Below are 26,032 nucleotides of genomic sequence, written 5' to 3' on the forward strand. Positions count from 1 at the left end.
GCCTCGCATGAGGCCTATCGGCCGCCGTGCCTTCCTGACAGTTGCTCCAGACACCAAGTTACTCAGCTCAATCAATACCCAAAAACAAAACCCCGCCGAAATCGACGGGGTTTGTCAGCAGTCTGACCCCGGCCTTGGCCGGGGTTTTTCGTTGGCAGCCGCTAGTCTAGTGGGACTGCACAGGGATTTTGACCGGTCGGCACTGTTTGCGTTGGCAGGTGGCATGCCTTGGAGATTGGCCGAGCCTGACCGCTGCGCAGTTTTCCTGTTGCTCTAATTTTTCCAAAAATTGGTCGGGAGCCGTGAAACTCCGCGCCGGCTCGTTTCGTATGATTCTGGTCCACCCCAAAAAGGCCGGACGGCTTCCGGCGCAGCGACGCCGGTGTTTGGGAGGCTGCCCGGCAGGCCGGGGTCCCGCGGCGGGACCCCGGTTCTTTGCTGCTTATTCCATGGCGGCGCTGTGATCGATCTTGGCCGGCGTGCCGGGCTTGCGCAGCAAAAGCACCAGCGGGATGGCGGCCAGGAGCGGCACGAACAGGAAACCTAAGCCCGCGCCCTGGATGAAGCCGGTGCTGATGATCGTCCATTGCGAGACGTCCGGCGTCCAGCCGGTCATGTCGTACATCGCCCGGGCGGTGATCGCGAGGCCGATGAACAGCAGCCGGCACGTGTCGACCTTGCCGACTAGCCGGCGTGATCTGCCGCGGCAGCCACTGAACGGTTGGTGCTATGGAAGGATCACGTTAGTTTGATCGCGTGGGCCTTCGCCGGCCGCGCCCCACCACGCCTGCAAAGGACCGCGATGACCGGACCCAACCCCGACATCAAGCATCCCATCGCGATGCATCCGCGCGTCGGCTTCCTGAAGGGGCTGGTGAGCGCGCCCAATATCGAGATCGGCGACTTCACCTATTACGACGACCCCGACGGGCCCGACAAATTCGCCGAGAAATGCGTGCTGCATCACTATCCCTTCATCGGCGACAGGCTGATCATCGGCAAGTTCTGCGCCATTGCGGAGGGCGCACGCTTCATCATGAACGGCGCCAACCACGCCATGTCGGGCTTCTCGACCTATCCGTTCAACATCTTCGGCCATGGCTGGGAAGAAGGCTTCGACCCGCAGACCTGGTCGAAGGAGATCCGCGGCGACACCACCATCGGCAATGACGTATGGATCGGCATGGACGCGGTGATCATGCCGGGCGTCAGGATCGGCCACGGCGCCGTCGTGGCGGCGAAATCGGTTGTCACGCACGACGTGCCGCCTTATGCGATCGTCGCAGGCAACGCGGCCAAGGTGGTGAAGATGCGTTTCGACGAATTCACGGTGCGGCGGCTGCTGGCAGCGGCCTGGTGGGACTGGCCGGTCGACAAGATCGGCCGCAACCTCAACGCCATTCGCGGCGCCGACATCTCAAAGCTGGAGGCAACGGTTTGAACGCGCCCGACAAGACCACGAACGAAACTGCAATAAGCCCGGAGCTGTTCACCCGCGCGTGGATCTTCATCCGCGGCGTGCCGTCGATGAAATTCCTGCCGCCGGAAGGCCCGCCGGAGATCGCCTTCGCCGGCCGCTCCAATGTCGGCAAGTCGTCGCTGATCAACGCGCTGGTCGGGCACAAAGGCCTGGCGCGTACATCCAACACGCCAGGCCGCACGCAGGAGCTCAATTATTTCGTGCCGGACGGGTTCTCCGGCGAAGGCGGCGACCTGCCGCCGATGGCGCTGGTCGACATGCCGGGCTACGGCTATGCCAGCGCGCCGAAGGACAAGGTCGATGAGTGGACGAAGCTCATCTACGAGTATCTGCAGGGCCGCGTCACGCTGAAGCGCGTCTATGTGCTGATCGACGCCCGCCACGGCATCAAGGCCAAGGACGAGGAAGTGCTGACGCTGCTCGACAAGGCGGCGGTGTCCTACCAGGTGGTGCTGACCAAGACCGACAAGATCAAGGCGGCCGGCGTGCCGAGGCTGATCGAGGAGACGCTGGCCAAGATCAAGAAACGCCCGGCGGCTTTCCCCGTTGTCCTGGCCACCTCGTCGGAAAAAGCCGCCGGGCTGGACGAATTGCGCGCGGCGATCGCGTTGGTGGCGAACGGCGGCTGAGGCAGTTATCGCCTTGGAGCAGGGCCGACGCGGATGGCGCTCGCCCTCACCCAGCCTCCGCTTCGCTCGGCTGACCTCTCCCCGACGGGGAGAGGAGATTGCCAGCGCCGGCGCCAGCCTCTTCTCCCCAACGGGGAGAAGGTGGCCGCGAAGCGGCCGGATGAGGGGGCTGGCGCCGCCTTATGCGATTGCCCTGCCCAAAGCGCATCAGTCCGTCTCGTCGCGTTCGGGCTCGCGATCCCGCCGGCCGGTGAGGATCTCGCGCTTGCCGACATGGTTGGGCGCGCCGACCAGGCCTTCCTTTTCCATGCGCTCGACCAGAGAGGCGGCGCGGTTGTAGCCGACGCCGAGGCGGCGCTGGATATAGGAGGTCGAGCATTTCTTGTCGCGCTTGACCACCTTGACGGCTTCCTCGTAGAGGGCGTCGCCATCTTCCTCGGCGATCGAGCCCTTGTCGAACACCGGGCCGGAATCGGCCGCTTCCTCAGCCTCGTCCTCGTCGGCGGTGACGGTGTCGAGATATTCGGGCCGCCCTTGCGCTTTCAGATGTGCCACGACGTGCTCTACCTCCACGTCGGAAACGAAAGGACCATGCACGCGCGAAATGCGCCCGCCGCCGGCCATATGCAGCATGTCGCCCTGGCCGAGCAGCTGCTCGGCCCCCTGCTCGCCCAGGATGGTGCGGCTGTCGATCTTGGACGTCACCTGGAAGGAGATGCGGGTCGGGAAATTGGCCTTGATCGTGCCGGTGATGACGTCGACCGACGGGCGCTGCGTGGCCATGATCAGATGGATGCCGGCGGCGCGCGCCATCTGCGCCAGCCGCTGGATGGCGCCTTCGATCTCCTTGCCGGCCACCATCATCAGGTCGGCCATCTCATCGACGATGATGACGATGTAGGGCATGGGCGCGAGGTCGATCGCGCGCTCCTCGAACAGCGGCTCGCCAGTGCCCTTCTCGAAACCTGCCTGCACCTGCATGGTCACGACCTCACCCTTGTCACGGGCGCCTGCCGCGCGCTGGTTGTAGCCGTCGATGTTGCGCACGCCGAGGCGCGCCATCTTGCGGTAGCGGTCCTCCATCTCGCGCACCGCCCATTTCAGCGCCGTGACGGCCTTCTTGGAATCGGTGACGACGGGAGTGAGCAGATGCGGAATGCCGTCATAGACCGACAGTTCCAGCATTTTGGGATCGACCATGATGAGGCGGCACTCCTCCGGCTTCATGCGGTAGAGCAGCGACAGGATCATGGTGTTGATGGCGACCGACTTGCCCGAGCCGGTGGTGCCCGCGACCAGCAAATGAGGCATCTTGGCGAGTTCGGCGATGACCGGTTCGCCGCCGATCGTCTTGCCCAGGCCGAGCGCCAGCTTGCAGGACGTGTTGCGGAAGCCGGCCGATCCGATCAGCTCGCGGAAATAGACCGTCTCTCGCGTTTCGTTAGGCAGCTCGATGCCGATGACATTGCGGCCCGGCACCACGGCGACGCGCGCCGAGATGGCCGACATCGAGCGGGCGATGTCGTCGGCGAGCCCGATGACGCGGCTGGATTTCACGCCTGGCGCCGGCTCGAACTCGTAGAGCGTGACGACCGGCCCCGGCCGGACATGGATGATCTCGCCCTTGACGCCGAAATCCTCCAGCACGCTTTCAAGCAGGTCGGCGTTCTGCTCCATCCGCTCCTGCGACATGTAGAAGCCCTGGCCTTCCGGCGGCATCTGCAAAAGGTCCTCGGAAGGAAGCTCATAGCCGGCGGAAGCGGATGGCGGCACGACCGCGCCGGCTATGGGCAGTGAGGGTGCCTGCCGGGCGGTTCTCGCGCTTACGGTGGCGGGAATCGGCGTGGGCTCAGCCGGTCTTGGTTGGGCGGCGGCCACCGGAGCCGGTACCGGCGTCGAGACAGGGCTTCCTTGCGCTGCATTGGAGCGCCATTCGATGACGCGATAAAACGACGTCGCCTCGCCCAGGAAGGCGGCACGGGGCTGGATTGGCTGCGCGGCCGGACGATGCGCCGGCATCGGCTTGACGGGCGGCTGCGCCGGAACGGCGGGCGTCTGTCCCGCTTCATTCAGGCGCGCCCGCGCCAGGCGCTCGGCGAGGAAGGGCATGCCAAACTCGAAAAAGGCATGATCGGAAAGATAGGACCAACGCAATCCGGTCGAACGCGGCTTGGGCGCGGGGGCCGCGGCAGCCTGGGACTGCGCAACCGGAGCAGCGACGACCGAAGGTGCGCCGACCGGTTTGGCTTGTGCCGGCGCCACGGCGCGAGCGGCGGAGACGGCGGGAATTGCCCGGGCCGGCTTGGCTGCCGCCGGAGCCGCAGGCGCGGGCCGGACGGACCCTGCGGCAGGTGCCTTGCCCTGCGCGGCATCTTCCGCCTGCGGCGCGGCACGCTTGGCGAGATCGGTGTCCGGCGTGCGGGTGAAGCGCACATTCGGCGCAAGGAAGAAATAGTCCTGCCAAGCTGGGCGGTCGAACTCCCCGCCATCGGCCGAATCGAACGACGCCCCGCGAGCGGCATCCGATTCGCCTTCAACCGAGGTCCGCAACGTCACGACCTGCCCCACTTGCGGCTGTGGCTGCGGGGCCGCGCCACGGCGCCCGGGTTCCTCGGCGCGACGGTGATCGTCGTCGTTGCCGTAGGCAGAATCGCCGGAAAGATTGGCACGGGGAAAGCGCATGGATGTCATTCTCGAGACTCGCCGATTGAACGTGTCCCGAGACATAGGAAGCGATGGTTAACAGGTCCTTCCGAAAGCACCTCTGGACGATGCCAATCGACGTTCGAAAGAGGTCGGCGGACAGGTCTTCACGGCATGGAGGTCGGTCTCGGCGCCAGCCAACTTTCCAAGGCGCGGTCGCCCGCCTTCAGGGTTGCGCCGCACGCTCCGGGTTTCGCGTGCCCGGACGGTCACGCCGATGTCAAAGCCCGTTCCTCGGCGACGAATTTTTCCGTCGCGTAGGCCTTGAGGAACACATCGACGCCAGACGTCACGATGTGCTCTATCTCCGCCAGGCTCGGCGCCTTGGTGCGGTAGGAAAAGATGCACTGACGAAACAGGCCGGCGAGGCAGAGTTCCGTGAACTGATAGGCGGCAAGGTCGACATCGTCGATCTGCAGCAGGCCGCGTTCGACGGCTTCGCTGAGGAAGGCCATGACCTTGTCGTGGCCGCGCTTCGGGCCGCGCTCGTAAAAGCGCGCGCCGAGCTCGGGTATCCTGTCGGACGCGCCAACCACCGTGCGCTGGGCCTGGATGACCTTGGCCGAAGTGATCTTGGCCGAGAGCCCCATGCCGAACTTCACCAATGTGTGGCGCAGATCGTCGAAGTGGTCGAGCACCTCGTACATGTTCTTGAAGATGGTGCCGCGCTCTTCCTCGATGAGTGCCTCGAACAGCTCTTCCTTGTTTTCGAAATAGACGTAGATCGTGCCCTTCGAGACACCGGCCTCGCGGGTGATGTCGTTCATCGAGGCGGCTTCGAAACCCTTGTCTATGAAGACGCGGCGGGCGCCCTCAATGATCTGGGCCCGTTTGACCGGGTCCTGCCCGGCTGCCGGGCGGCCCTTGCGTAAGTCCAGCAGGTCGCTTTCCGCTGTCGTGTCGACCATGAAAGTCATACCTCACAAAATATTTCGAACCAGACGGTTCGATTTGCACTTGATATGGGCCTCTTTACGCGCTATGTCAACGGCGAATTCGAACCGAACGGTTCAGTCTGACTGACACTCCAGAGAGATTACCATGTCCTCGAACGCACCCGCCACCGCAGAAGTCCGTACGTTTCCTAACGCCAAGGTCCAGCCGTCGACCGAAGCCCCGGAAGCGCCTGTCAAACCCGTCACCCCGGTAGCGCCTCCCGCAGCCGAAGCGCCGGCCAAGAAGAAGCGTTCGGTGCGCTCTTTCCTTTTGCCGATCATCGGCCTGGCCCTGCTCGGCGCCGGCTCGTGGTATGGCTATGACTACTGGACCGACGGCCGGTTCATGATCTCCACGGACGATGCCTATGTCCAGGCCGATATGTCGTTCGTGTCGCCGAAAATTTCCGGTTACATCGACAAGGTGCTGGTGAGCGAGAACCAGCAGGTCAAGGCCGGCGATCCGCTGTTCGCCATCGACAATGGCGACTACACGATCGCCGTCGCCCAGGCCGAGGCGCAGATCGCCACCCTGGCAAAGACGCTGGACCGCATCGACGCGCAGACCAAGGCCGCGCAGGCTTCGCTGCAGCAGGCGCAGGCCCAGAAGATCGCCGACCAGGCCGCCGCCGACAACGCGGCGCGCGCCCAGGTGCGCGCGGCGCAGTTGCTCAAGACCCATGTCGGCACGCAGGCACAGCTCGACGACGCCCAGACCGCGCTCGACCAGGCCAAGGCGGCCCTTGTCGGCGCTGACGCCCAGATTGCCGCGGCGCAGGCCAATATCGGCGTGCTGGAAGCCCAGCGCGCGGAGCAGGCGAGCACGCTCGCCTCGCTGCGGCTCACCCGCGACAAGGCCCAGCGCGACCTGTCCTTCACCGTGCTGAAAGCGCCTTATGACGGCGTCGTCGGCAACCGCTCGGTCGAACAGGGCGACCTCGTCAACCCCGGGCAGAAGCTCGCCGTCGTCGTGCCGATGGACAAGCTCTACATCGTCGGCAACTTCAAGGAGACGCAGCTTGGCCGGATGGTGCCCGGCGAGAAGGTCCGCATCACGGTCGACGCCATCGACGGCCAGAGCTTCGAAGGCACGGTGTCTTCGCTGGCGCCGGCTTCGGGCGCGGTGTTCTCGCTGCTGCCGCCGGAAAACGCCACCGGCAACTTCACCAAGGTGGTGCAGCGCGTGCCCGTGCGCATCGACGTGCCGGCCGATGTGTTGAAAACCGGCAAGCTGCGCGCCGGCTTGAGCGTCGTCGTCGCGGTCGACAGCCGCACGGCGCCGGCCTCGACCACCAACTGATTGGGGGGGCGGCCCGGTGGCCTGTTGAGCGCCGAGCCGCCCAGCCTGCTTCGGAGCGGCACGCCCGCTCCAGATATCTGTTTTGACGCAATTCCGGACGCAAAACCCGCCACGCGCGTGTCGCCGAATTGCTTAGGGAGGCCATGACATGGCAACCGCAACCATTACCGCAGGATCAGTGCCGGGACGCCCGGCCGCTGCCGCCGCGCCAGCCCTGCCCGCGGACCACATGCCGGTCCGCCGCGTCGTCGCCTTCCTGGCGATGGTGTTCGGCATGTTCATGGCGATCCTCGACATCCAGATCGTCTCGGCATCGCTCTCGGAAATCCAGGCCGGCTTGAGCGCCAGCTCGGACGAGATCCCGTGGGTGCAGACCGCCTATCTGATTGCCGAGGTGGTGATGATCCCGCTGTCGGGCTTCCTCAGCCGCATGCTGTCGACGCGCGTGCTGTTCACCGCCGCCGCGGCCGGCTTCACCGCGGCCAGCGCGCTTGCCGCGACCGCCACCAATATCGACCAGATGATCGTCTACCGCGCCATCCAGGGTTTCATCGGCGGCGGCATGATCCCCAGCGTCTTCGCGGCTGCCTTCACCATTTTCCCGCCCTCGCGCCGTGCCGTGGTCTCGCCGATGATCGGCCTGGTGGCGACGCTGGCGCCGACGATCGGCCCGACGGTGGGCGGCTATATCAGCCACGCCATGTCGTGGCACTGGCTGTTCCTGATCAATGTCGTTCCGGGCATATTGGTGGCCACGGCGGCCTGGGCGCTGATCGATTTCGACAAGCCCAACCTTAAGCTGTTCTCAAAGTTCGACTGGTGGGGCCTTGCCGGCATGGCCGCCTTCCTCGGCTGCATGGAATATGTGCTGGAGGAAGGCCCTAACCACGACTGGCTGCAGGAGCCGGCTGTCTTTGCCTGCGCTGTCATCATGACCATCGGCGGCATCATCTTCTTCTGGCGCGTCTTCACCGCCGAGGAGCCGATCGTCGACCTCAGGGCCTTCAGCAACGTCAACTTCGCCTTCGGCTCGCTGTTCTCCTTCGTCGTCGGCATCGGCCTTTACGGGTTGACCTATCTCTATCCGGTGTTCCTCGGTCGTATCCGCGGTTACGATTCGATGATGATCGGCGAGGCGCTGTTCGTCAGCGGCCTGGCGATGTTCTTCACCGCGCCCGTTGCCGGCATCCTGTCGAACAAGATCGACCTGCGGCTGATGATGATGATCGGCTTTTTCGGCTTCGCCACCGGCACCTGGTGGATGACGCATCTCACCGCCGACTGGGATTTTTATGAGCTCTTGATCCCGCAGATCCTGCGCGGCTGCTCGATGATGCTGTGCATGGTGCCGATCAACAACATCGCGCTCGGCACGCTGCCGCCCGACCGGCTGAAGAATGCGTCCGGCCTGTTCAACCTGACCCGCAATCTCGGCGGCGCCGTCGGCCTCGCCGTCATCAACACGGTGCTGATCGACCGCAACGCCTTCCACTACGCCAGGCTGGCCGAGCATGTGGAGTGGGGGAGTGCTGCGGCGCAGACCAAGCTGCAGAACATGACGCTGAACTTCGAGCAGACCGCCGGCCTCGATGCCACCAGCGCGGCGATTTCCAAGCTCTCGGGCATGGTGCATCAGCAGGCGGCGCTGCTGTCGTTCATCGACGTGTTCCTGATGCTGACGGCGCTGTTCGCTTCGCTCGGATTCTTCGTGCTGTTCATCAACAAGCCGGCCCAGCAGGGCGGCGGTGGCGGAGGTCATTGAGGAGCCGGAACCCCAGCCTGGCTTCCTCAACGCGTGACCCCGGAAATCGGCGACGACTTCCGGGGTCATTCTTTTTGGAGAGCTGTGCGCTAGAGTCTTTTAGGCAATTCCGGACGGAAAACCGCTAATGGCACTGCACAGGGATTTGACCGGTCGGCTCTGTTTGCGTTGGCAGGCGGCATGCCTTGGAGATTGGCCGAAACGCCCATCGCGATCGTCATTCTAGGGCGGAGCAGGAGTGAAGCTCCGTCGCGAAGACCCTAGAATCCATACCGTTACCTTCGCCAAGGAGTGCAACGGAGCAGAATTCTGCACCGCAGCAATGCTTCGAAGTCACGGAATGGATTCTATGGTCTGCGCGCGTCGCTTCGCTCCTTGCTCCGCCATAGAATGACGACGTTGCGGCGGCTTCAACCAAATCCCCGGCGTTGCGCTGATTTCACGCAAATGAACGGAAAATCCTGCACCAAGACAAACGGCAACCTTTCAAAATCCCTGTGTCGGGGAACTAGACACTTTTCCTGGAATTGCTTTAGGCGGCGGCCGGCTTGAAGCTCAATGCCACGCCGTTGATGCAGTGGCGCAGGCCGGTGGGCGGCGGGCCGTCGTCGAAGACATGGCCGAGATGGCCGCCGCAGCGCCGGCAATGGACTTCGGTCCGCGTCATGCCGAGCGAGCGATCCTCGGTCTTGCCGATGGAGTTCGCTATCTCCTGGTAGAAACTCGGCCAGCCGGTGCCGGAATCGAATTTCGTCTCCGACGAATAGACCGGCAGGTCGCAGCCGGCGCAGGCGAAGACGCCCTTGCGGTGCTCGTTGAGCAGCGGGCTGGTGCCTGGATATTCGGTGCCCTGCTTGCGCAGCACGTCGAAGGCGGCGTCGGACAGGATGGCGTGCCATTCGGCATCGGTCTTGGTGATTTCGAAAGTCTCGGCGGCGAAAGCCGGCTTCGGCCCGCCGGCCCGCAACATCGCTGCGGATCCAACGATGAGAGCGGTGGCGGCGGCGCCGCTCCAGAGAAAATCGCGACGGTTCATGGCCGTTCCTCCTGCACCTTTGTGCCAGATCGTGGCGCCACCCACAAAATCAATTGCCGGTGACGCTTTACTTTGTTGCTCCGCGCCGCCCTTTCGAAGCGACGCGGGGCACACCCTTGCCGGCGGCGCGGATCTTGAAATGATGCGGCCGGCGCTCAGCCATGTCTTCGCCGGCCAGGCCCGCTTTGTTACATCTTCGGCAAGAGAACCCTGTCGATGACGTGGATGACGCCGTTCGACTGGCGGACATCGGCGATGGTGACATGGGCGACATTGCCGTTCTCGTCGGTGACGGTGACCTTGCCCTTCTCCGCCTTCAGAGTCAGCGCGCAGCCGCCAACCGTCTTGACCTGGTGGGCGCCGCCATCGGCCTTGGCCATCTTGGCGACATCGGCGGCCAGCGCCTTGGCGGCGACGACATGGCAGGTCAGCACCTTGGTCAGCTTGTCCTTGTTCTCAGGCTTGAGCAGCGTGTCGACCGTGCCGGCCGGGAGTGCCGCGAAGGCTTCGTTGGTCGGCGCGAACACGGTGAACGGACCGGCGCCCTGCAGCGTGTCGACCAGGCCGGCGGCCTTGACGGCGGCGACCAGCGTGGTGTGGTCCTTCGAATTCACGGCGTTCTCGATGATGTTTTTCTTGGCATACATCGGCGCGCCGCCGACCATCGGATTGGCGGCATAGGCTGCCGCGCCAAGCGCGGAAAATCCGAGTGTCGAAGCAAGCAAAAGGGTGGCGAGTTTACGCATGATATCAGTCTCCTCGGGTTGTTCTTCCCATCCTTGGGAACGCGATGAGATACGGGGCAGCGAAAATTTAGTTTCGCGAAGATCGCGAGATGTTTTCTTTGCTCGCTTTATTTTAGCCGCGCCCACCTTTGGCGACGGCAAACTTCTCGTTCCCGCCACAGGCAGCAGATAGACTTGAATCAGTCTTTTTGAATATGCTTCGGGCGAAAGGTTGTCAGATGCCCTTCAGGTCACCCGCGGCGACGACGGGGCCGGTCGGCTGGCCGGTCGGCGAACCACCGGTCGGCTCGAGGCTGACGGCGAGCACGGCGCCTTGCGCCAGCTTCTGCTGGACGGCCGGCGTAACCGCCATGCGCGCGGTCTGGCCGGCCGGGATGACACCCATCGCGACCGGCGCGTTCTTGCCTTCGATCATCCACAGCTCGAAATCCTTGCCGGCGCCGCGATCACCGGAGACCAGCGACAGGCCAACCTCGTGGCGGGTGGCGTCATAGACGGCCAGGTATTTGACGTTGCTGTTGTCGGCGGCAAGCGAGGCGACCAGCCTGGTCTCTGGCTGCGGGACCGGCGGATTGACATAAGGCAGGGCGACATAGACGGCCAGGGCGGCAATGGCCGCGGCGGCGAGGCCACGCCAGAAGATAAGGCTCGCCCACAGGCCGCTGCCGGGCGCCGCGGACGTAGACGCGGACGATGCAAACAGGCGACGGTCGATCGCCACCTTGACGGAAGCGGGCGGCTCGACCGCGGCATAAGCGGCGGCCATCGGCGCGAAGTGGACCTCCCAGGTATCGACAAGGCGGGCGAATGCCGTTTCGGTGTCGATGCGACGGGAGGCGATCTGGCGTTCGTCGGCTGCGAGAACGCCGAGAACGTATTCGGCGGCGAGCAGGTCGTCGCCTCCACGTTCCGGTCCGTTGTCTTCCGCCAGCGTCATCTTTCCAGGCATTCTCTAAGTTTGAGCAGGCTTCGCCGCAGCCAAGTCCGCATCGTGTTCAGCGGAACCTTGAAGCGCTCCGCCAGTTCGGCATAGCTTTCGCCGCTCAAATAGGCGCCCCGGACGGCCGCCGCCCGGTCTTCTTCCAATTCCTCGAGGCAATGGTAGATGCGTTCGGTCTCGCCGCCCGCCACAGCCATGGCCTCGGGTCCCGGCGTCGGATCGGCGACGTCGAAGGCTGCATCGATGTTGGCAGAAGGACTGCGCCGCGCCCGGATGCGATCGATCGCATGGTTGCGCGCAATGGCCACCAGCCAGGAAATCGGGCTCAGATCGGAAACCGCGAAACGATCCGCCTTCGTCCAGATTTTGACGAAGACCTCCTGCAGCGCTTCTTCCGCGTCTCCCCTGTCTCTCAATACACGAAGGCAGACGCCGAAAAGTTTCGCGCTGGTCTGCCTGTAGAGCAGATCGAACGCAGCCCGGTCCTTCATCGAAGTCCGGACGATCAGCTTGCTGATGTCCTGCGGCGCCATGGCGGCAAATTAGAAGATTGCGATTTATTTGCAACGGCTGCCGGAAGCGTTGTCCACCAGGGGTTGCGACTCCTCGAGTCTGCGCGCGTCGCTACGCTCCTTGCTCCGCCCGTGGATGACGAGGCCGGGCCGTTTCAGCGAGTCACCAAGGCATGCCACCTGCCAAGGCAAACATAGCCGGCCGGTCAAAATCCGGTGTGCTGGGAACCAGCAGATTTCGTCATTGTGAGCGCAAAGCTGTTTGCGACGCGCAGCAATACCCGCTAAGACCCCGCCGTCCTTTCCAGTAAAGCCGGGATCACATCGATGACGGACATCGCCGCCACCGCCGAAATGCAGGCCGCGCTGCTCTCGCGCGCGTTGCCCTATATGCAGCGCTACGAGAACAAGACAGTGGTGGTGAAATATGGCGGCCATGCCATGGGCGATACCGAGCTTGGCAAGGCCTTTGCCCGCGACATCGCGCTGTTGAAGCAATCCGGCGTCAACCCGATCGTCGTGCATGGCGGCGGGCCGCAGATCGGCGCGATGCTCACCAAGATGGGCATTGAATCCAAGTTCGAGGGTGGCTTGCGCGTCACCGACCAGAAGACGGTCGAGATCGTCGAGATGGTGCTGGCCGGCTCGATCAACAAGGAGATCGTGGCGCTGATCAACGCCGAGGGCGAATGGGCGATCGGGCTCTGCGGCAAGGACGGCAACATGGTGTTCGCCGAAAAGGCGCGCAAGACCATGATCGACCCGGACTCCAACATCGAGCGGGTGCTCGATCTCGGCTTCGTCGGCGAGCCGGTCGAGGTCGACCGCACGCTGCTCGACTTGCTCGCCCGCTCGGAAATGATCCCGGTGCTGGCGCCCGTGGCGCCCGGCCGCGACGGCCATACCTACAACATCAACGCCGATACGTTCGCCGGCGCGATCGCTGGCGCCTGCCGCGCCTCGCGCCTGCTCTTCCTCACCGACGTGCCAGGCGTGCTCGACAAGAACAAGAAGCTGATCGACGAATTGACGGTGGCCGAGGCCAGGGCGCTGATCAAGGACGGCACGGTGTCCGGCGGCATGATCCCGAAGGTCGAGACCTGCATCGAGGCGATCGAGCGCGGCGTCGAAGGCGTCGTCATCCTCAACGGCAAGACGCCGCATTCGGTGCTGCTCGAGCTGTTCACCGAGCACGGCGCGGGCACGCTGATCGTTCCTTAAACAAGGCAAGTTCACCGTTTCAATGAAACGGTGAACTGCCATTATCAGCCGGCTAATCTTCTTTCGCCCGACTCACGTTCGTCCGGCTCACGTGAGTCTTCGATGAAAGGTGCGGCCGGCTTTCGCGCGGGGCGCTGAAAGATCATCGATTCCTCTTCGGCGTCCTGCGGCGCGCCCCAGAACTCGGCGAGCGTCGGCCCATCCGTCACGCGGGCGTCGCGGACCAGAAAACCCCAGACCTCGCGGAACCAGACGCGGCGGCCCATCCTGGTGTACCAACGCATCGAATGCCGCTGCTCGGGATCGGGGTGGAACAGGATGCGCGCCAGCGCCTTCGGGCGCGACTGCACGGCGACTTCGATCAGCTTGATGGCGAAGAACAGCATCCACGGCTTCAGCCGGGTCATGTGCAGGACCTGGTGCTTGTAGTCCCAGAGACGGACATCTTTCTGAATCACCTTGCGGTCGCGGGCGATGCGGAAGAACGGCGTCCAGCGATGCGGCGTGACATAGAGCGCCTGGATCTGGTCGGGATCATAGGCGATGAGCTGGCGGAAGCCGCGCCAAAGGTCACGAAAGCCTTCGTCCTCGAAGCCGGCGACCCAGGTCGCCATCGACAGGATGCCGTGCTGCCGAAGCAGCCGGATCGCCTCGCGGTCGGACTTGGTGCTGCCGCCCTTGCGGATCAGCGACAGCGTCTCCTCGTCGGTGTTTTCCATGCCGAGCAGCCAGCGGATGACACCGGCCTTGCGGTAGAGATGCAGGCTATTGGCGTCGCGCACGATGTCGTCGGCGCGCGTCGAGCCGACGATCAGCACCGGCACACCCTCCGCGATCATGGCGTCGAGAAAGGCACGCCAGGCCTTCTTCGAGGAAGTCGGGTTCTCGTCCGCCAGGTTGATCAGCTCGACGCCGTGCTCGCGATGCAGCCAGGCGATCTCCCGGGCGAATTTGACAGGGTCGCGGTGGCGCCAGCGCGTCCAGAAACCGCGCTGGCCGCAATAGTTGCACAGATGCGGGCAGCCGCGTGAGAACTGCATGACCACCGCCCGTTTGCCGCCCCAGTAGGAGTAGCGGCGATGATCGATCAGTTCCCAGCCGACGCGATAGGCATCGAGATCGGCAATGGTCATTGCCGCCTGCGTCGCGACGGGGCGGCCGAAATCGTCGCGATAGGCGATGCCGGCAACGCTTGCCACCGGCTGGCGCATCTCGACCGCCTCGACCAAGGCGGTCGCGGTCGCCTCGCCCTCGCCGCGCACGATGAAGTCGAAGACATCCGTCACGGCGAGGATATCGCGCCAATGATAAGTCGGGAACACGCCGCCATAAATGACGATGACGCCTGGCTCGCGAGCCTTGATCATTTCGGCGATGCGCAAGGCGGTCGGATGCGCCGAGGTCGAGCCGGAATGGCCGATCAGGATGAAGTCCGGTTCGCCGCGCAGAGCCTGGTCGACGAGCGTTGGAAGCGGCAACGGCCCGAACTCGGCATCGACAAGGCGCACATGATGGCCGGAATCGATGAGCGGGCCGCCGATCGCCAAAAGGCCAAGTGGCGGCAGGTGATCGTCGGGCACGCGGCTGCCGATGGCCGTGTGCGGCGGATTGATCAGCACGATGTTCAAAGCGGACCTCCATGTTGGTCCGCTTGTGCTAGTTGCCGATGTCGAAGCCGCCTTGACGCGGTTCAGCAGTTTCCAAGCAGCTTTTCCGGAGAAATCCGCCCGAGGAGCCGGGCTAGCGCCGCAGATGGCTGAGCGGCACGTGGCCGGGTCCCTTGATGTTCTGCAGCACGAGCTGCGTGTGGACGTCGCGCACGCCGGGCAGCCGCATCAGCCGGTGCATGACGAAGGCGTTGAGGTCGTCGACCGACGGCACCATGACATGCAGCAGGAAATCGTGGTCGCCGGTCATCGTCCAGCAGGACGAGACCTCGTCCATGCGCTGCACGGCGGCGATGAAGCTTTCGGGCGAGCCGTCGCTATGGCTTACCAGCCGCACCTGGATGAACACCTCGACCGTCAGGCCGACGGCGCGACGGCTGAGCACCGCGGCAAAGCCCTTGATGATGCCGGTTTCTTGCAACGCCTCGAAGCGGCGCGCGCAAGGCGTTGTCGACAGGCCGATCTCCTGCGCCAGTTCCGAGACGGGCTTGCGCCCGTCGCGCTGCAGGATGTCGAGCATTCTTATCTCGAACTCGTCCAACTGAGGCATTTTCACTCCTCGATCTTCAGTTTCGAGCGAAGCTTACCTCAAAACTGGCGGCCAAGCTACAAACAAGGCTGATTTGCCTCGCCGGCCGCGGTTATGATGACCGCACGATCCGCGATCACGATCTTGAGGAGGAAGAAATGACGATCAGCGTTGCCGACTACGCCGCCGAATGCGCGGCGCAGGGCCTTCGCGGCGACTATTCGGTATGCCGCACCGATTTCACCGTGGCGCAAGACTACCACTATTCAGCCGAGGAGCAGGCGGTGTGGCGCACGCTGTGCGACCGCCAGACGAAGCTGACGCAGAGGCTCGCGCACCGTTCCTATCTCGACGGCGTCGCCGCGCTCGGGCTGCTCGACAGGATTCCGGATTTCGACGAAGTAAGCGAGAAGCTCACCAAGCTCACCGGCTGGGAGATCGTCGCCGTGCCGGGCCTGATCCCGGCCGGCCCCTTCTTCGACCATCTCGCCAACCGGCGCTTCCCGGTGACCAATTGGCTGCGGACGAAGAAAGAGCTCGACTACATCGTCGAGCCGGACATGTTCCACGATTTCTTCGGCCATGTGCCGATCCTGACCCAGCCGGTGTTCGCCGATTTCATGCAGATGTATGGCGAGAAGGCCGAGGACGCGATTGCGCTGGGCGGCGACGAGATGATCACCCGGCTCTACTGGTACAGCGCCGAATACGGGCTCATCCAGGACGCCGGCCAGCCGCTGAAGGCCTTCGGCGCCGGGCTGATGTCGTCCTTCACCGAGCTGCAATTCGCGGTCGAGAGCAAGGACGCCCACCATGTGCCGTTCGACCTCGAGACGGTGATGCGCACCGGCTATGAGATCGACAAGTTCCAGCGCGCCTATTTCGTGCTGCCGTCCTTCGACGTGCTGCGCGATGCTTTCGGCAGCGCCGACCTTGCCGGCATCGTGGCGCGGTTCAAGGGCCAGCCGGCGCTCGACCCGGCGACGGTCTGAGGTCGGTTTTCGCCCAACCGACGTTCAGGGCGGTTCAGCTGCCACAGGCGGCTGGGCCGCTTTGACTTTTTCAAGGATCCTGCCGGCGGCGCTGGCCGCAGCGGCCGTTCTGGCGCGCATCGCCATCTACGGGCTGTAGCGCTCTTGCCATTCCAGGCGCCGGCGCCGTCTGCTTGTCGAGAGTTCAGACGGCGATCACCTTGCCGAGATGCTCGCCCAGCCGGCAGGCGAGCGCGGTGATGGTCGTCGTCGGGTTGCACTGGCCCGAGGTGCAGAACACCGAGGAGCCGCCGACATAGAGATTGTCCATGCCGTGCACCTTGCAATTGGCGTCGACGACGCTCTTCAAGACATCGGTGCCCATGCGGGTGCCGCCCAAATGGTGGTGGCCGGCGGTTTCCTCATTGGTCGGATAGTCGCCGCCATTGCCGATCCAGTCGTCGATGCGGACGCGGCCGAGATTCTTCTGCGCCATGGTCGTGCCGAAAAGTCTCAGCCCCTCGAGCAAGGTCCGCCGTTCGAGCGGCGACTTCTTCCAGTGCAGCTCGATGCGCGGCACGCCGGCGCGGTCGACATCGGCCTTCGACAGCTCGATCTGGTTCGAGGCAAGCGGCGCCTGCTCCCAGGCGACGTAAAGCTGGGCCGCGCAATGCAGCCTCTGGTCCAGCTGGGAGGACATCCATTCCGCCATATTGGGTGCGGTGCAGGCGAGGTCTGCGATCAGCCGCTTGACATTGGGATAGGGCGACTCGATCACGCGGATGCCGAAATTCAGGATCTGCAGCCGCTCCATGGCCGCCAGCGTAGGTGAGAAGAAGGCTTCGTTCGAGGTGTCGACCTCGAACTCTGAGTAATTGGCAAGGATGGCGTTGCCGCCCTCGAAGGTCGGATGCTCCATCCAGTAGCGGCCGAGCGCCGCCGCGTTGGGCACCACGCCGCCATTCGACCGCTGGTTCGACCATAGCAGCAACCGCGAGTTCTCAAGCCCGCCGGTGCATGTGACGAAATAGTCCGCCCTGAAGGGGCCGGCGTCCTGCCCGTTCGACCAGAGTTTCGCGCCGGTGACGCGCTTGCCGTCGCCTGCGAGCTCGGTTGCGTAGGTGTTGAGCACGACGGCGATGTTCTTGCTCTTGTCGAGCTCGTCGGCGAACTTCTCGCCGAAGCGCACGGCGGGGCTCTTGATCAATTGCACCCAGCGGATGTCGTCCGAAACCGGGACATCGGGGCGGAAGTCGGGAAGTTCGAGGATATCGTGGACTTCGCCAAGATAAGGCTCGATGTCGGCACGGCTGATCGGCCAGCCGGTGTCCGGAACCCAGGCCTTGGGCTCGAAATCCTGTTTGTCGAGCACGCGGCACCAGCCGGCCCAGTGGTTGGACGAGCCGCCCATGAAGCGCAGCCTCGTAATGTCGAGGTCGAAATAATAATCGCCGACCGTGGCGCCGCGGTAGAAATCCTGCGACTCGTCGCTGAACTCGCGCGAGCCCGCCTCCAGAACGACGACCGGGATGCCGGCGGCACCGAGCTTCCTGGCGATCGTCGTGCCGGCCGGACCGGAACCGAGAATACAGGCCTTGGGTTCGAAGCCGGCCTGCTTGTAGGCCTCGTAGCTGTCGAAGATCATGCGAGATCGCTCCGCCGCAGGATCCAGCCATCCACCTCTATGATCTCGTCGGCATCGACGGCGGCTGGCTGGTTGCGGAACAGCGACAGCGCGGGCAGCGCGATCAGGGCTTGCACGATCGCGCGGCGCGACATTTTTCTTATGAAATTGCTCATGTCACGTCTCTCGATAGGGCCTCGATCCACGCATGCCGTTCCTGAACGGCACACGCGCCGCCGAGGATGCCAATTCCGTGCCAAACCCAGGTGAAAACGGCGTAACACCTGGAAGTTTAGCGCGATTGAATACGGCCATGGTTAGGGCATTCCTAACGCCTGCGGGGAAGCTTCATGCCGCTTCCGGAAGTTCGCGGTCGAGGATCGAAAGATTGCGGCCGCGATTCTTCGCCTCGTAAAGCCTGCGATCGGCGGCGCGCATCAAATCGGAAACGGTTGCGCTCTCGCCGCAGCTTATGCCGCCGATCGAGACGGTGAGCGGCACGGTGCGCTCATCGACGGGCCGGAAACGGATCAGCTCGACCTCGCGGCGGATGCGTTCGGCGATATGCTTGGCCTCCGGTTCGCTGGCGCCAATCAGGAAGGCGGCGAATTCCTCGCCGCCGATGCGGCCGAGCACGTCACCGCTGCGAATGCCGCGCTCGATGGCGCCGGCGATCAGAAGCAGCGCTTCGTCTCCCGTCAAATGACCATAGCTGTCATTGATCCTCTTGAAGTGATCGGCGTCGATGATGAGCAGCGCGCCGCGATCGCTCTTGCGCCGCGAACCGTCGAGCGCGGCAAAGAAGGTCTCGCGGTTGAGCATGCCGGTCATGTCGTCGCGGCTTGCCTTTTCCGAGAGGCGCCGGTGAGCGGCGGCGAGTTGTGCATGGGCGCGGGCGAGGTCGCGATGCGCATTCTGCAGCCGGTCGCTCTGCCAGAAGCTCCCGGCGCTGGCGGCCCAGGCAAGCACGAGCGGGCAAACCGTCGACGCCAGCCACACGGTGCGGCTCATCGAAAAGCCCATTGCCGGAACTACAATCAGCGTCAACAACAGCGAGACGGCGACCGAAGCGAACGCAACGGCAGCGGCCCTCAGAAATATGCGACTCATCACTTGCTCCCAACGGAAAGCTTGTGTGCCAGCAAGCGTTAAAGGCGACCTTTCCAGGACTTTTAAAATTTGAAGTGAGATGGCATTTTCACAATTCGTGACGCGTATAAGTTGTGGATAAATTCAGCGCCGGCATGCCATAAGAAACCCATGACAACGACACCCGATCCCGCCCGCTTTGCCCATGTCACGGACTGGGTGTTCGACCTCGACAACACGCTCTATCCGCACCACTCGAATCTGTTTGCGCAGATCGACGTGAAGATGACCGCCTATGTCGGCGAGTTGCTGACGCTTTCGCGCGACGAGGCGCGCAAGCTGCAGAAGGAGCTCTACCTGGAATACGGCACGACGCTGAACGGGCTGATGAAGCGGCACGGCATCGATCCCGACGATTTTCTCGAGAAGGTGCACGACATCGACTATTCGAGGCTGGTGCCGGATCCGGTGCTGGGCGCGGCGATCCGCCAACTTCCCGGGCGCAAATTCATCTTCACCAATGGCGACCGCAGGCACGCCGAGCGCACCGCGCGCCAGCTTGGCATATTGGAGCATTTCGACGCCATCTTCGACATCGTCGCGGCGGGGCTCAACCCCAAGCCGGAGCGCCAGACTTATGAGCGCTTTGCCGAATTGCACTCCGTGACCGGACACAATGCGGTGATGTTCGAGGATTTGGCGCGCAATCTGGCCGTGCCGAAAACGCTCGGCATGACGACGGTGCTGGTGGTGCCGCGCAATTTCGAACCGACCTTTTCGGAGATCTGGGAACGCGATCCGGCAAACGAGGACGACGTCGATTTCGTCACCGACGATCTCGCCGGTTTCCTGACGGCGATCGTCGACTTCGTGGCCTGAACTCTGTTTGCGTTGGCAGGCGCATGCGTTCGAGATCGGCCGAAACGGCCCGGCCTCGTCATCCACGGGCGGAGCAAGGCGACGCGCGCAGACCCGAGGATCCATTCCGTGACTTCGGCCGTAGGGTGCAGCGGAGCAGAATTCTGCACCGTTAGCGACGCTTCAACGTAACGGAATAGATTCCAGGGTCTCCGCGACGCCGCTTCGCGGCTGCTCCGCCCTGGAAATGACGAGGTTCGGGCGGCTTCAGCCAATCCCTGGCATTTGCGCTGAGTTCGCGGAAAATGAACGGAAAATCTTGCACCAAGACAAACGACAACGAGGACCTAGTCGAAATCCGGAATCGTGCCGGGCGGCAGTCCCAGCCGGCCATTCAGGTCCTTTAGAAATCGGCACCAGGCCGGAGTGCCTCCGGCTCCCTTGCCGTTGCCATTGCCATCGGACGAATAGCCATTGCCGAACCCGTTGCCGCAATTGGCGTTGCCGTTGAAGTTGCCGCCATTGAAGTTGCCGCTGAAGATCCCGGCATTGCCGTTGCCATTGAAATTGCCGCGATTGCCATTGCCGTTGAAATTGCCGGTGTTGCCAAGGCCGTTGGCGACACCGGCGCCGATTGGAAGGTCGGCAATCCTGACCAGGGTCGAGGCGTCGGCAACGATGATCGCGGCAAGCAGGGTGCCAACCGCGAGGCCGTTTCCATCAAGCAGCCTCGCCGCCACCTGGCACTTGCGAGGCCGAGCCGGCCCGGATGATTTCAGGCCGGTCATCAGCGGTTTCCCCGGCCGTTGAAGTTGCCGTTGAAGGCGCCGACATTGCCGTTGCCGTTGAACGACCCGCCGTTGAAATTGCCGTTGCCGGCACCGATGTTGCCGTTGCCGTCATATTCGCCGGTGTTGCCGTTGCCGTTGAAGGCGCCGATATTGCCGTTGCCGCTCGTCGTCGAGGTGTTGTTGTTCCCGTTGAAAGCGCCGACATTGCCGGTACCGCTGTTGAAGGCGCCGACATTGCCGGTGCCGCTGTTCTTGTAGCCGGCATTGCCGCCCAGGCTGCCGAGCGGGTTCATGCCCCTGACGTTCGAACCGATAGACTGGCCGTATTTGCCGACCGCCGCCTGGACGGCCGACATGCCGAAGGCCTGGCTGCCCGTCGTGGTGCCAGCCTTCGCCGCGGTTGCACCCAACAACCCCAGGCATAGCGCCGGCCCCAGGCATAGCGCCGGTATGACGTACCGTTTCATCTGCGAGCTCCTTCCATGGCTTTGCTTCGAAATTGGCACTTGCTTCGAAAAAGACCGAGTTTCGAAAAGGACTGGGTTTCGAAAAGGACTGGGACCGCCGGCGACATTCGCGATAGCCTTGCGCGGGGGACGGGCGCGTGGCTCGGCGGTCCCAGAGACGTCAGCGTCTCCAAGTTGAGGCTTGGCGACGCTAGCGGTTTGGACGGCGCTACTGGTTCGCGTTGCCGTTTCCGTTGCCGTTGCCGGCGCCCCAGTTGCCGTTGCCGTTGGCATTGCCGTTCCCGAGGCCGAAGTTCCCGTTGCCGTTCACGTTGCCGTTGCCGAGGCCGAAATTCCCGTTGCCGTTGCCATTACCGTTGGCGATGCCGGCATTGAGGTTGCCGTTGTAGTTGCCGTTGAAGGCGCCCAGGTTGGCATTGCCGTTTCCATTGCCGTTCCCGAATCCGAAATTGCCATTGCCGTTGAAGTTGCCGTTGAAGGCGCCGGTATTGGCATTGCCGTTGCCGTTGCCGTTGCCGACGCCGACATTGCCATTGCCGTTGCCATTGCCGCTACCGATCGAAAGTGCGGATGCCGAACCAGTCAGGGCCGACAGGACGGCCGCGGCCAGGATGATCTTTCTCATGACGTTCTCCTTGTTTGCGTTGAGCTTCCCGGCCAGTTCAAGATGACCGGGAGGACGCTCGAAGGATGCACGCAGAAATAGTGGCGATACATTCGGGCTGATCGGCAGGCACCGTCGGTTTTTCTGCTGATCTCCGTGTCAGGAAAAGTTGAAGCAATCGGGAAAAAACTGACAGGCATAAAGGCATATGCCGGGTGTATATTGCGCGAGGGAAGAACCCCTAATGCCTTTTCTCGCAGGCCCGTACTTTGCGGCATCGACGAGGAGGGACGTCGATGGAGGGTGGCATCGACACCAGCAAGGACGATAGCTCGAAAGTTCGGCGCCTGAGCCTGGCGCGGCATCTGGTTGCCGTGCAGGAAGAGCAGCGCCTGCGCCTGTCGCGCGAGCTGCATGACGACCTGGGCCAGATGCTGGCCAGCGTCGCGCTCGAATTGCACATGGTTCGCGCCGGCTCGCTTGAGATGGACAGTCGCCTCGCACGCGCCGCGATGCTTGTCGACCAACTGAACGCAAGGGTGCATGACGCCGCCTGGGGCTTGCGGCCCGCGGATCTCGAACGCCATGGCCTGCGGGCTTCGGTCGAGGATCTGGCCACCGTGCTTTGCGGCCAGCTCGGCATCCCGTGCGAAATGGACCTCGAAGCCCTTTCGAACCCGTTGCCCGCCGAGATCGCGCTCACGCTTTACCGGATCGCGCAGGAGGCACTCACCAATATCGGCAAGCATGCCGCGCCGAGCCGCATAAGCGTGACGGCGCACATCCAGGACGATCGGATGCGCCTGGCAATAGAGGATGACGGCAGCGGCTTTGACGGCAGCGCCGAGCCTGGCCCAGGCCATTTGGGACTTGCCGGAATGAAAGAGCGACTTGCGCTGGTGGGTGGCAGATTGTCGGTTGAAACCGCCCGTGGCAAGGGAACCACGCTTTACGCCGACGTGCCCCTCGCCGGCTGATCGACGGTTTCGTACCAAGCAGTGATCAAGTCGGAAATGGCATCCTCCACGTCGGGTGGGGTTACGTGAAGCGCTGCACATCCCGGACTTTAGTCCCGGCTTACAGTCCGGCCGCATGGGTTAGGCGGGGGATAGCTTACCCGCTACGGCCGCCTCGCGGCTTGCCGAGACAGACGGGCGTCCCGCATGAGGCGGGGCAATTGCCTAGACCATCAAGGACAAGAGGGGCTCTTCCAGGGTGAAGGGCTCTTTCATCGACTGATGGAGGTTAAAGGTGTGCTGCAAGCGGATATTTGTGGTCGATGACCACCCGATCATCCTGTCCGGGGTCGGGGCGATGATCAACAGCCAGGAGGATCTGACGATCGTCGGATTGGCCGGGAATGCCGATGATGCCCTCGAAGGGATCGGCAAGACGCTGCCCGATGTCGCCGTGGTCGACATATCGCTTCCCGGCGTCAACGGGGTCACGCTGATCGAACGGCTCGGCGAGCGCTTTCCGGAGGTCAGCTGCATAGCGCTGACGGCGCATGAGGACCCCGGCTGCCTTCGCCAGGTGCTTGCGGCCGGCGGGCGCGGTTTCGTGGTCAAGCGGTCGACCGCAACGGATCTGCTGCAGGCCATCCGATGCGTGCTGGCCGGCGACAACTATGTCGATCCGGCGCTTGCGGCGCGCATACTGAGCCCACGCAGCGCCGCGCAGGGCGATCCAGGCAATCTCAGCGAACGGGAGCGGTCGGTCATCCAGCTGGTGGCGCTCGGCTACAGCAACAAGGAAATCTCGTCGCGGCTCAACCTCAGCATAAAGACGATCGAAACCTATCGCACCCGGGCGACCGAGAAGCTCGAGCTCCGCTCACGGGCGGCCATCGTGCGTTTCGCGCACTCGAATGGCTGGCTGGTCGAGCTGCCGGTTTAGGCAGACCGGGCAGGTTTGTTTCCCGCGCTTTTCAGAGCTTGTAGAAGCGGCGGATAATGTCCCAGGCTTCTTCGGCGGTGTCGACGAAATCGATGATGTCCTGATCGCCGGGCGAGATCGTGCCTTGCTCGGCGAGGAAATCGAGATCGATCGCCCTTTGCCAGAACGCCTTGCCGAACAGGATCACCGGCACACGCTCCATGCGCCCCGTCTGGATGAGCGTCAGCGTCTCGAAGAACTCGTCCATCGTGCCGAAGCCGCCCGGAAACACCGCGACCGCCTTGGCGCGCATGACGAAATGCATCTTGCGGATGGCGAAATAGTGAAAGTTGAAGCAGAGCTCCGGCGTGACATAGGCGTTGGGCGCCTGCTCGTGCGGCAGCACGATGTTCAAGCCGATCGACGGTGCGCCGACGTCGTCGGCGCCGCGGTTGCCTGCCTCCATGACGCCGGGTCCGCCGCCGGTGACGACGACGTACTCACGATAGTAGGACGTAGCCGACTGCCGCGAGCACAGACGGGCGAATTTGCGCGCTTCCTCGTAATATTTGCTGTTCGCCTCGAGGTTCTTCTTCTGCGTCTCGTTCTTGGCCGCCCAGGCCTCGCCGCCGGGTTCCGGCAGGCGGGCGCCGCCGAACAGGATCACGGTCGAGTGAATGCCGCGTTCGGCCAGGATCATTTCCGGCTTCAAGAGTTCGAGCTGCAGCCGCACGGCGCGCAATTCGCGCCGCGTCATGAAGTCGGGATCGTTCCAGGCCAGCCGGTAGGTTTCGGCGCGTGTCTGCGGGGTATCCGGCACGCTTTTCGAGCGCTCCAGGTCCTCGTCCGAATGCGGCAGCGGCGTCCATCCCGCCTTTTCCATGGGAGTCATCGAATCCACCCGTCCAATTCCCTTACTTGCGCCGTCCCGTGACGCAGGCGCGATTGACCCCCATTAAGCCATAACATAGGGTCCGCGCGACTTTAAAACAGGTTAAGGCGCAGCCCCTTAACAGCTTGGTAATGGAGCGAAATCATGTCGAAGCCCGATCTGGCGAGCCTCGAAAGCACCATCGAAAAGGCCTTCGAGGAGCGGGACACGATTTCGACCGCGACGCGCGGCGAGGCGCGCGAGGCCATCCAGTCGGCGCTCGACCTGCTCGATCGTGGTGTCGCCCGCGTCGCCGAACGGCAAGACGACGGCAAGTGGCAGGTCAACCAGTGGCTGAAGAAGGCGGTGCTGCTCTCCTTCCGGCTGAACCCGATGGAGATCATCAAGGGCGGTCCCGGCCAGGCCGTGTGGTGGGACAAGGTGCCGTCGAAGTTCGACGGCTGGAGCGCCGTCGACTTCGAGAAGGCCGGCTTTCGCGCCGTGCCGTCCTCGATCGTGCGCCGCTCGGCCTATGTCGCGCCGGGCGCGGTGCTGATGCCGTCCTTCGTCAATGTCGGCGCCTATGTCGATACCGGCACCATGGTCGACACCTGGGCCTCGGTCGGCTCCTGCGCCCAGATCGGCAAGAACGTGCATCTTTCGGGCGGCGTCGGCATCGGCGGCGTGCTGGAGCCGATGCAGGCCGGTCCGACCATCATCGAGGATAATTGCTTCATCGGCGCGCGCTCGGAAGTGGTCGAAGGCTGCATCGTGCGCGAAGGCTCGGTGCTCGGCATGGGCGTCTTCATCGGACAGTCGACCAAGATCGTCGACCGCGCCACGGGCGAGGTCTTCTATGGCGAAGTGCCGGCGAATTCCGTCGTCGTCGCCGGCTCCATGCCGGGCAAGGCCCTTCCGAACAACGAGCCGGGCCCGAGCCTCTACTGCGCCGTCATCGTCAAGCGCGTCGACGCCAAGACCCGCTCCAAGACCTCGATCAACGAATTGCTGCGCGATTGATCCTCCACAGCGGAGCGGACGCTATTGTCTGAAAGATCGCAATTCCTCTGGCTGTTCTTCAGCCTTTCGGGGCGGCTGAGCCCGATCGCGTATGCGCTGGCCGGGATCTTGCTGGTGCTTGTCCAGTTTTTTCCGTTCTACCAATTCGCGCGGGTGGAGCTCAACTCCGCCGCCAGCCAGAACTGGGCCATGATATGCTGGGGCGTGCTGCTGATCTCGGCCTGGGCCACCTTCGCAGTGACGGCAAAGCGCTTCCATGATTTCGGCAAGCCGACTTACTTTGCGCTGATCTCGCTGATCATCGGCCCGATCCTGCTCGTCGTCCTCGCCTGTTTCCGCAGCGATCCCGGACCGAACCGTTACGGCAGGCGCACCAACGCGCCGGCCGATTCCTGAAACCGC

Annotated in this window: 27 protein-coding genes and 1 pseudogene; 12 read left to right on the forward strand and 16 right to left on the reverse strand. The window is 63.6% G+C overall.

Going from position 1 to position 26,032, the window contains the following annotated elements:
• On the forward strand, positions 1-277 hold a 277-nt coding region (locus tag RFM98_RS26045), incomplete at its 5' end, for a hypothetical protein (RefSeq protein ID WP_320311481.1).
• Positions 278-442: 165 nt separating this feature from the next.
• Here the strand turns inward: RFM98_RS26045 and RFM98_RS26050 are convergent.
• A pseudogene (locus RFM98_RS26050) lies at positions 443-691 on the reverse strand (hypothetical protein); the annotation flags it as partial.
• 111 nt (positions 692-802) lie between these two features.
• Here RFM98_RS26050 and RFM98_RS26055 point away from each other — a divergent pair.
• Together RFM98_RS26055 and yihA are read left to right on the forward strand one after the other, a co-directional pair.
• A complete protein-coding gene (locus RFM98_RS26055; RefSeq protein WP_320311482.1) occupies positions 803-1,441 on the forward strand; it encodes a CatB-related O-acetyltransferase in 639 nt (212 codons plus the stop codon).
• Entirely contained in the window at positions 1,438-2,109 is a 672-nt protein-coding gene (yihA, locus tag RFM98_RS26060) for a ribosome biogenesis GTP-binding protein YihA/YsxC (RefSeq protein ID WP_430682351.1), read from the forward strand. Before RFM98_RS26055 ends, yihA begins: the two co-directional genes overlap by 4 nt.
• A 207-nt stretch (positions 2,110-2,316) precedes the next feature.
• Here the strand turns inward: yihA and RFM98_RS26065 are convergent, their stop codons facing one another.
• A complete protein-coding gene (locus RFM98_RS26065; RefSeq protein ID WP_430682352.1) occupies positions 2,317-4,791 on the reverse strand; it encodes a DNA translocase FtsK in 2,475 nt (824 codons plus the stop codon).
• 230 nt (positions 4,792-5,021) lie between these two features.
• The gene (locus tag RFM98_RS26070; RefSeq protein ID WP_320311484.1) at positions 5,022-5,720 is read right to left on the reverse strand and encodes a TetR/AcrR family transcriptional regulator; all 699 of its coding nucleotides are present in this window, start codon (positions 5,718-5,720) and stop codon (positions 5,022-5,024) included.
• 133 nt (positions 5,721-5,853) lie between these two features.
• Between RFM98_RS26070 and RFM98_RS26075 the strand changes: the two genes are divergently transcribed.
• Positions 5,854-7,047, forward strand: coding sequence for an HlyD family secretion protein (locus RFM98_RS26075; RefSeq protein WP_320311485.1), 1,194 nt, complete (start codon positions 5,854-5,856; stop codon positions 7,045-7,047).
• Between the two features lie 148 nt (positions 7,048-7,195).
• Positions 7,196-8,809, forward strand: a complete 1,614-nt coding sequence (locus tag RFM98_RS26080) for a DHA2 family efflux MFS transporter permease subunit (RefSeq protein ID WP_320311486.1) — start codon at positions 7,196-7,198, stop codon at positions 8,807-8,809.
• A 532-nt stretch (positions 8,810-9,341) separates the two neighbouring features.
• On the opposite strand, the gene msrB is transcribed toward RFM98_RS26080, so the two are convergent.
• The 4 genes from msrB to RFM98_RS26100 form a co-directional block, all read right to left on the reverse strand.
• On the reverse strand, positions 9,342-9,845 hold the full coding sequence (gene msrB / locus RFM98_RS26085) for a peptide-methionine (R)-S-oxide reductase MsrB (RefSeq protein ID WP_320311487.1): 504 nt from the start codon (positions 9,843-9,845) through the stop codon (positions 9,342-9,344).
• A gap of 188 nt (positions 9,846-10,033) precedes the next feature.
• A complete protein-coding gene (locus tag RFM98_RS26090; protein ID WP_320311488.1) occupies positions 10,034-10,591 on the reverse strand; it encodes a fasciclin domain-containing protein in 558 nt (185 codons plus the stop codon).
• Positions 10,592-10,805: 214 nt separating this feature from the next.
• Positions 10,806-11,528, reverse strand: coding sequence for an anti-sigma factor (locus RFM98_RS26095; RefSeq protein ID WP_320311489.1), 723 nt, complete (start codon positions 11,526-11,528; stop codon positions 10,806-10,808).
• On the reverse strand, positions 11,525-12,064 hold the full coding sequence (locus RFM98_RS26100) for a sigma-70 family RNA polymerase sigma factor (protein ID WP_320311490.1): 540 nt from the start codon (positions 12,062-12,064) through the stop codon (positions 11,525-11,527). The genes RFM98_RS26095 and RFM98_RS26100 overlap by 4 nt, the downstream gene beginning before the upstream one ends.
• 306 nt (positions 12,065-12,370) lie before the next feature.
• Between RFM98_RS26100 and argB the strand changes: the two genes are divergently transcribed.
• Positions 12,371-13,264: an acetylglutamate kinase gene (gene argB, locus RFM98_RS26105; protein ID WP_320311491.1), complete on the forward strand. Its 894-nt coding sequence runs from the start codon at positions 12,371-12,373 to the stop codon at positions 13,262-13,264.
• Between the two features lie 44 nt (positions 13,265-13,308).
• On the opposite strand, the gene bchE is transcribed toward argB, so the two are convergent.
• On the reverse strand, positions 13,309-14,892 hold the full coding sequence (bchE, locus tag RFM98_RS26110; protein WP_320311492.1) for a magnesium-protoporphyrin IX monomethyl ester anaerobic oxidative cyclase: 1,584 nt from the start codon (positions 14,890-14,892) through the stop codon (positions 13,309-13,311).
• Between the two features lie 112 nt (positions 14,893-15,004).
• Positions 15,005-15,481: an Lrp/AsnC family transcriptional regulator gene (locus RFM98_RS26115; protein WP_320311493.1), complete on the reverse strand. Its 477-nt coding sequence runs from the start codon at positions 15,479-15,481 to the stop codon at positions 15,005-15,007.
• Between the two features lie 137 nt (positions 15,482-15,618).
• Between RFM98_RS26115 and phhA the strand changes: the two genes are divergently transcribed.
• A complete protein-coding gene (phhA, locus tag RFM98_RS26120) occupies positions 15,619-16,452 on the forward strand; it encodes a phenylalanine 4-monooxygenase (RefSeq protein WP_320311494.1) in 834 nt (277 codons plus the stop codon).
• 184 nt (positions 16,453-16,636) lie between these two features.
• On the opposite strand, the gene RFM98_RS26125 is transcribed toward phhA, so the two are convergent.
• The 3 genes from RFM98_RS26125 to RFM98_RS26135 form a co-directional block, all read right to left on the reverse strand.
• Positions 16,637-18,076: a GMC oxidoreductase gene (locus RFM98_RS26125; RefSeq protein WP_320311495.1), complete on the reverse strand. Its 1,440-nt coding sequence runs from the start codon at positions 18,074-18,076 to the stop codon at positions 16,637-16,639.
• Complete coding sequence (locus RFM98_RS26130) at positions 18,073-18,231, reverse strand: hypothetical protein (protein ID WP_320311496.1); 159 nt, start codon at positions 18,229-18,231, stop codon at positions 18,073-18,075. The genes RFM98_RS26125 and RFM98_RS26130 overlap by 4 nt, the downstream gene beginning before the upstream one ends.
• A 172-nt stretch (positions 18,232-18,403) precedes the next feature.
• Positions 18,404-19,165, reverse strand: coding sequence for a GGDEF domain-containing protein (locus RFM98_RS26135; RefSeq protein ID WP_320311497.1), 762 nt, complete (start codon positions 19,163-19,165; stop codon positions 18,404-18,406).
• A 150-nt stretch (positions 19,166-19,315) separates the two neighbouring features.
• On the opposite strand from RFM98_RS26135, the gene RFM98_RS26140 reads away from it, so the two are divergent.
• A complete protein-coding gene (locus tag RFM98_RS26140) occupies positions 19,316-20,023 on the forward strand; it encodes a pyrimidine 5'-nucleotidase (RefSeq protein ID WP_320216297.1) in 708 nt (235 codons plus the stop codon).
• 326 nt (positions 20,024-20,349) lie between these two features.
• Here RFM98_RS26140 and RFM98_RS26145 read toward each other — a convergent pair whose 3' ends face one another.
• From RFM98_RS26145 to RFM98_RS26155, 3 genes are all read right to left on the reverse strand, one after another.
• Entirely contained in the window at positions 20,350-20,790 is a 441-nt protein-coding gene (locus RFM98_RS26145; protein ID WP_320311498.1) for a hypothetical protein, read from the reverse strand.
• Positions 20,790-21,260, reverse strand: a complete 471-nt coding sequence (locus RFM98_RS26150) for a hypothetical protein (protein ID WP_320311499.1) — start codon at positions 21,258-21,260, stop codon at positions 20,790-20,792. Before RFM98_RS26150 ends, RFM98_RS26145 begins: the two co-directional genes overlap by 1 nt.
• 208 nt (positions 21,261-21,468) lie before the next feature.
• A complete protein-coding gene (locus RFM98_RS26155) occupies positions 21,469-21,885 on the reverse strand; it encodes a hypothetical protein (RefSeq protein ID WP_320311500.1) in 417 nt (138 codons plus the stop codon).
• A gap of 275 nt (positions 21,886-22,160) precedes the next feature.
• Here RFM98_RS26155 and RFM98_RS26160 point away from each other — a divergent pair, with 275 nt between their 5' ends.
• The gene (locus RFM98_RS26160; RefSeq protein WP_320311501.1) at positions 22,161-22,841 is read left to right on the forward strand and encodes a sensor histidine kinase; all 681 of its coding nucleotides are present in this window, start codon (positions 22,161-22,163) and stop codon (positions 22,839-22,841) included.
• Positions 22,842-23,136: 295 nt separating this feature from the next.
• Entirely contained in the window at positions 23,137-23,760 is a 624-nt protein-coding gene (locus tag RFM98_RS26165) for a response regulator (protein ID WP_320216292.1), read from the forward strand.
• Between the two features lie 31 nt (positions 23,761-23,791).
• Here RFM98_RS26165 and RFM98_RS26170 read toward each other — a convergent pair whose 3' ends face one another.
• Entirely contained in the window at positions 23,792-24,631 is an 840-nt protein-coding gene (locus tag RFM98_RS26170; RefSeq protein WP_320311502.1) for an LOG family protein, read from the reverse strand.
• Positions 24,632-24,775: 144 nt separating this feature from the next.
• On the opposite strand from RFM98_RS26170, the gene dapD reads away from it, so the two are divergent.
• Positions 24,776-25,630, forward strand: coding sequence for a 2,3,4,5-tetrahydropyridine-2,6-dicarboxylate N-succinyltransferase (dapD, locus tag RFM98_RS26175; RefSeq protein WP_320311503.1), 855 nt, complete (start codon positions 24,776-24,778; stop codon positions 25,628-25,630).
• 24 nt (positions 25,631-25,654) lie between these two features.
• The gene (locus RFM98_RS26180) at positions 25,655-26,026 is read left to right on the forward strand and encodes a DUF805 domain-containing protein (protein ID WP_320311504.1); all 372 of its coding nucleotides are present in this window, start codon (positions 25,655-25,657) and stop codon (positions 26,024-26,026) included.
• Positions 26,027-26,032 lie beyond the last annotated feature (6 nt).

The sequence above is a fragment of the Mesorhizobium australafricanum genome (assembly GCF_033977265.1).
Lineage (GTDB): Bacteria > Pseudomonadota > Alphaproteobacteria > Rhizobiales > Rhizobiaceae > Mesorhizobium > Mesorhizobium australafricanum.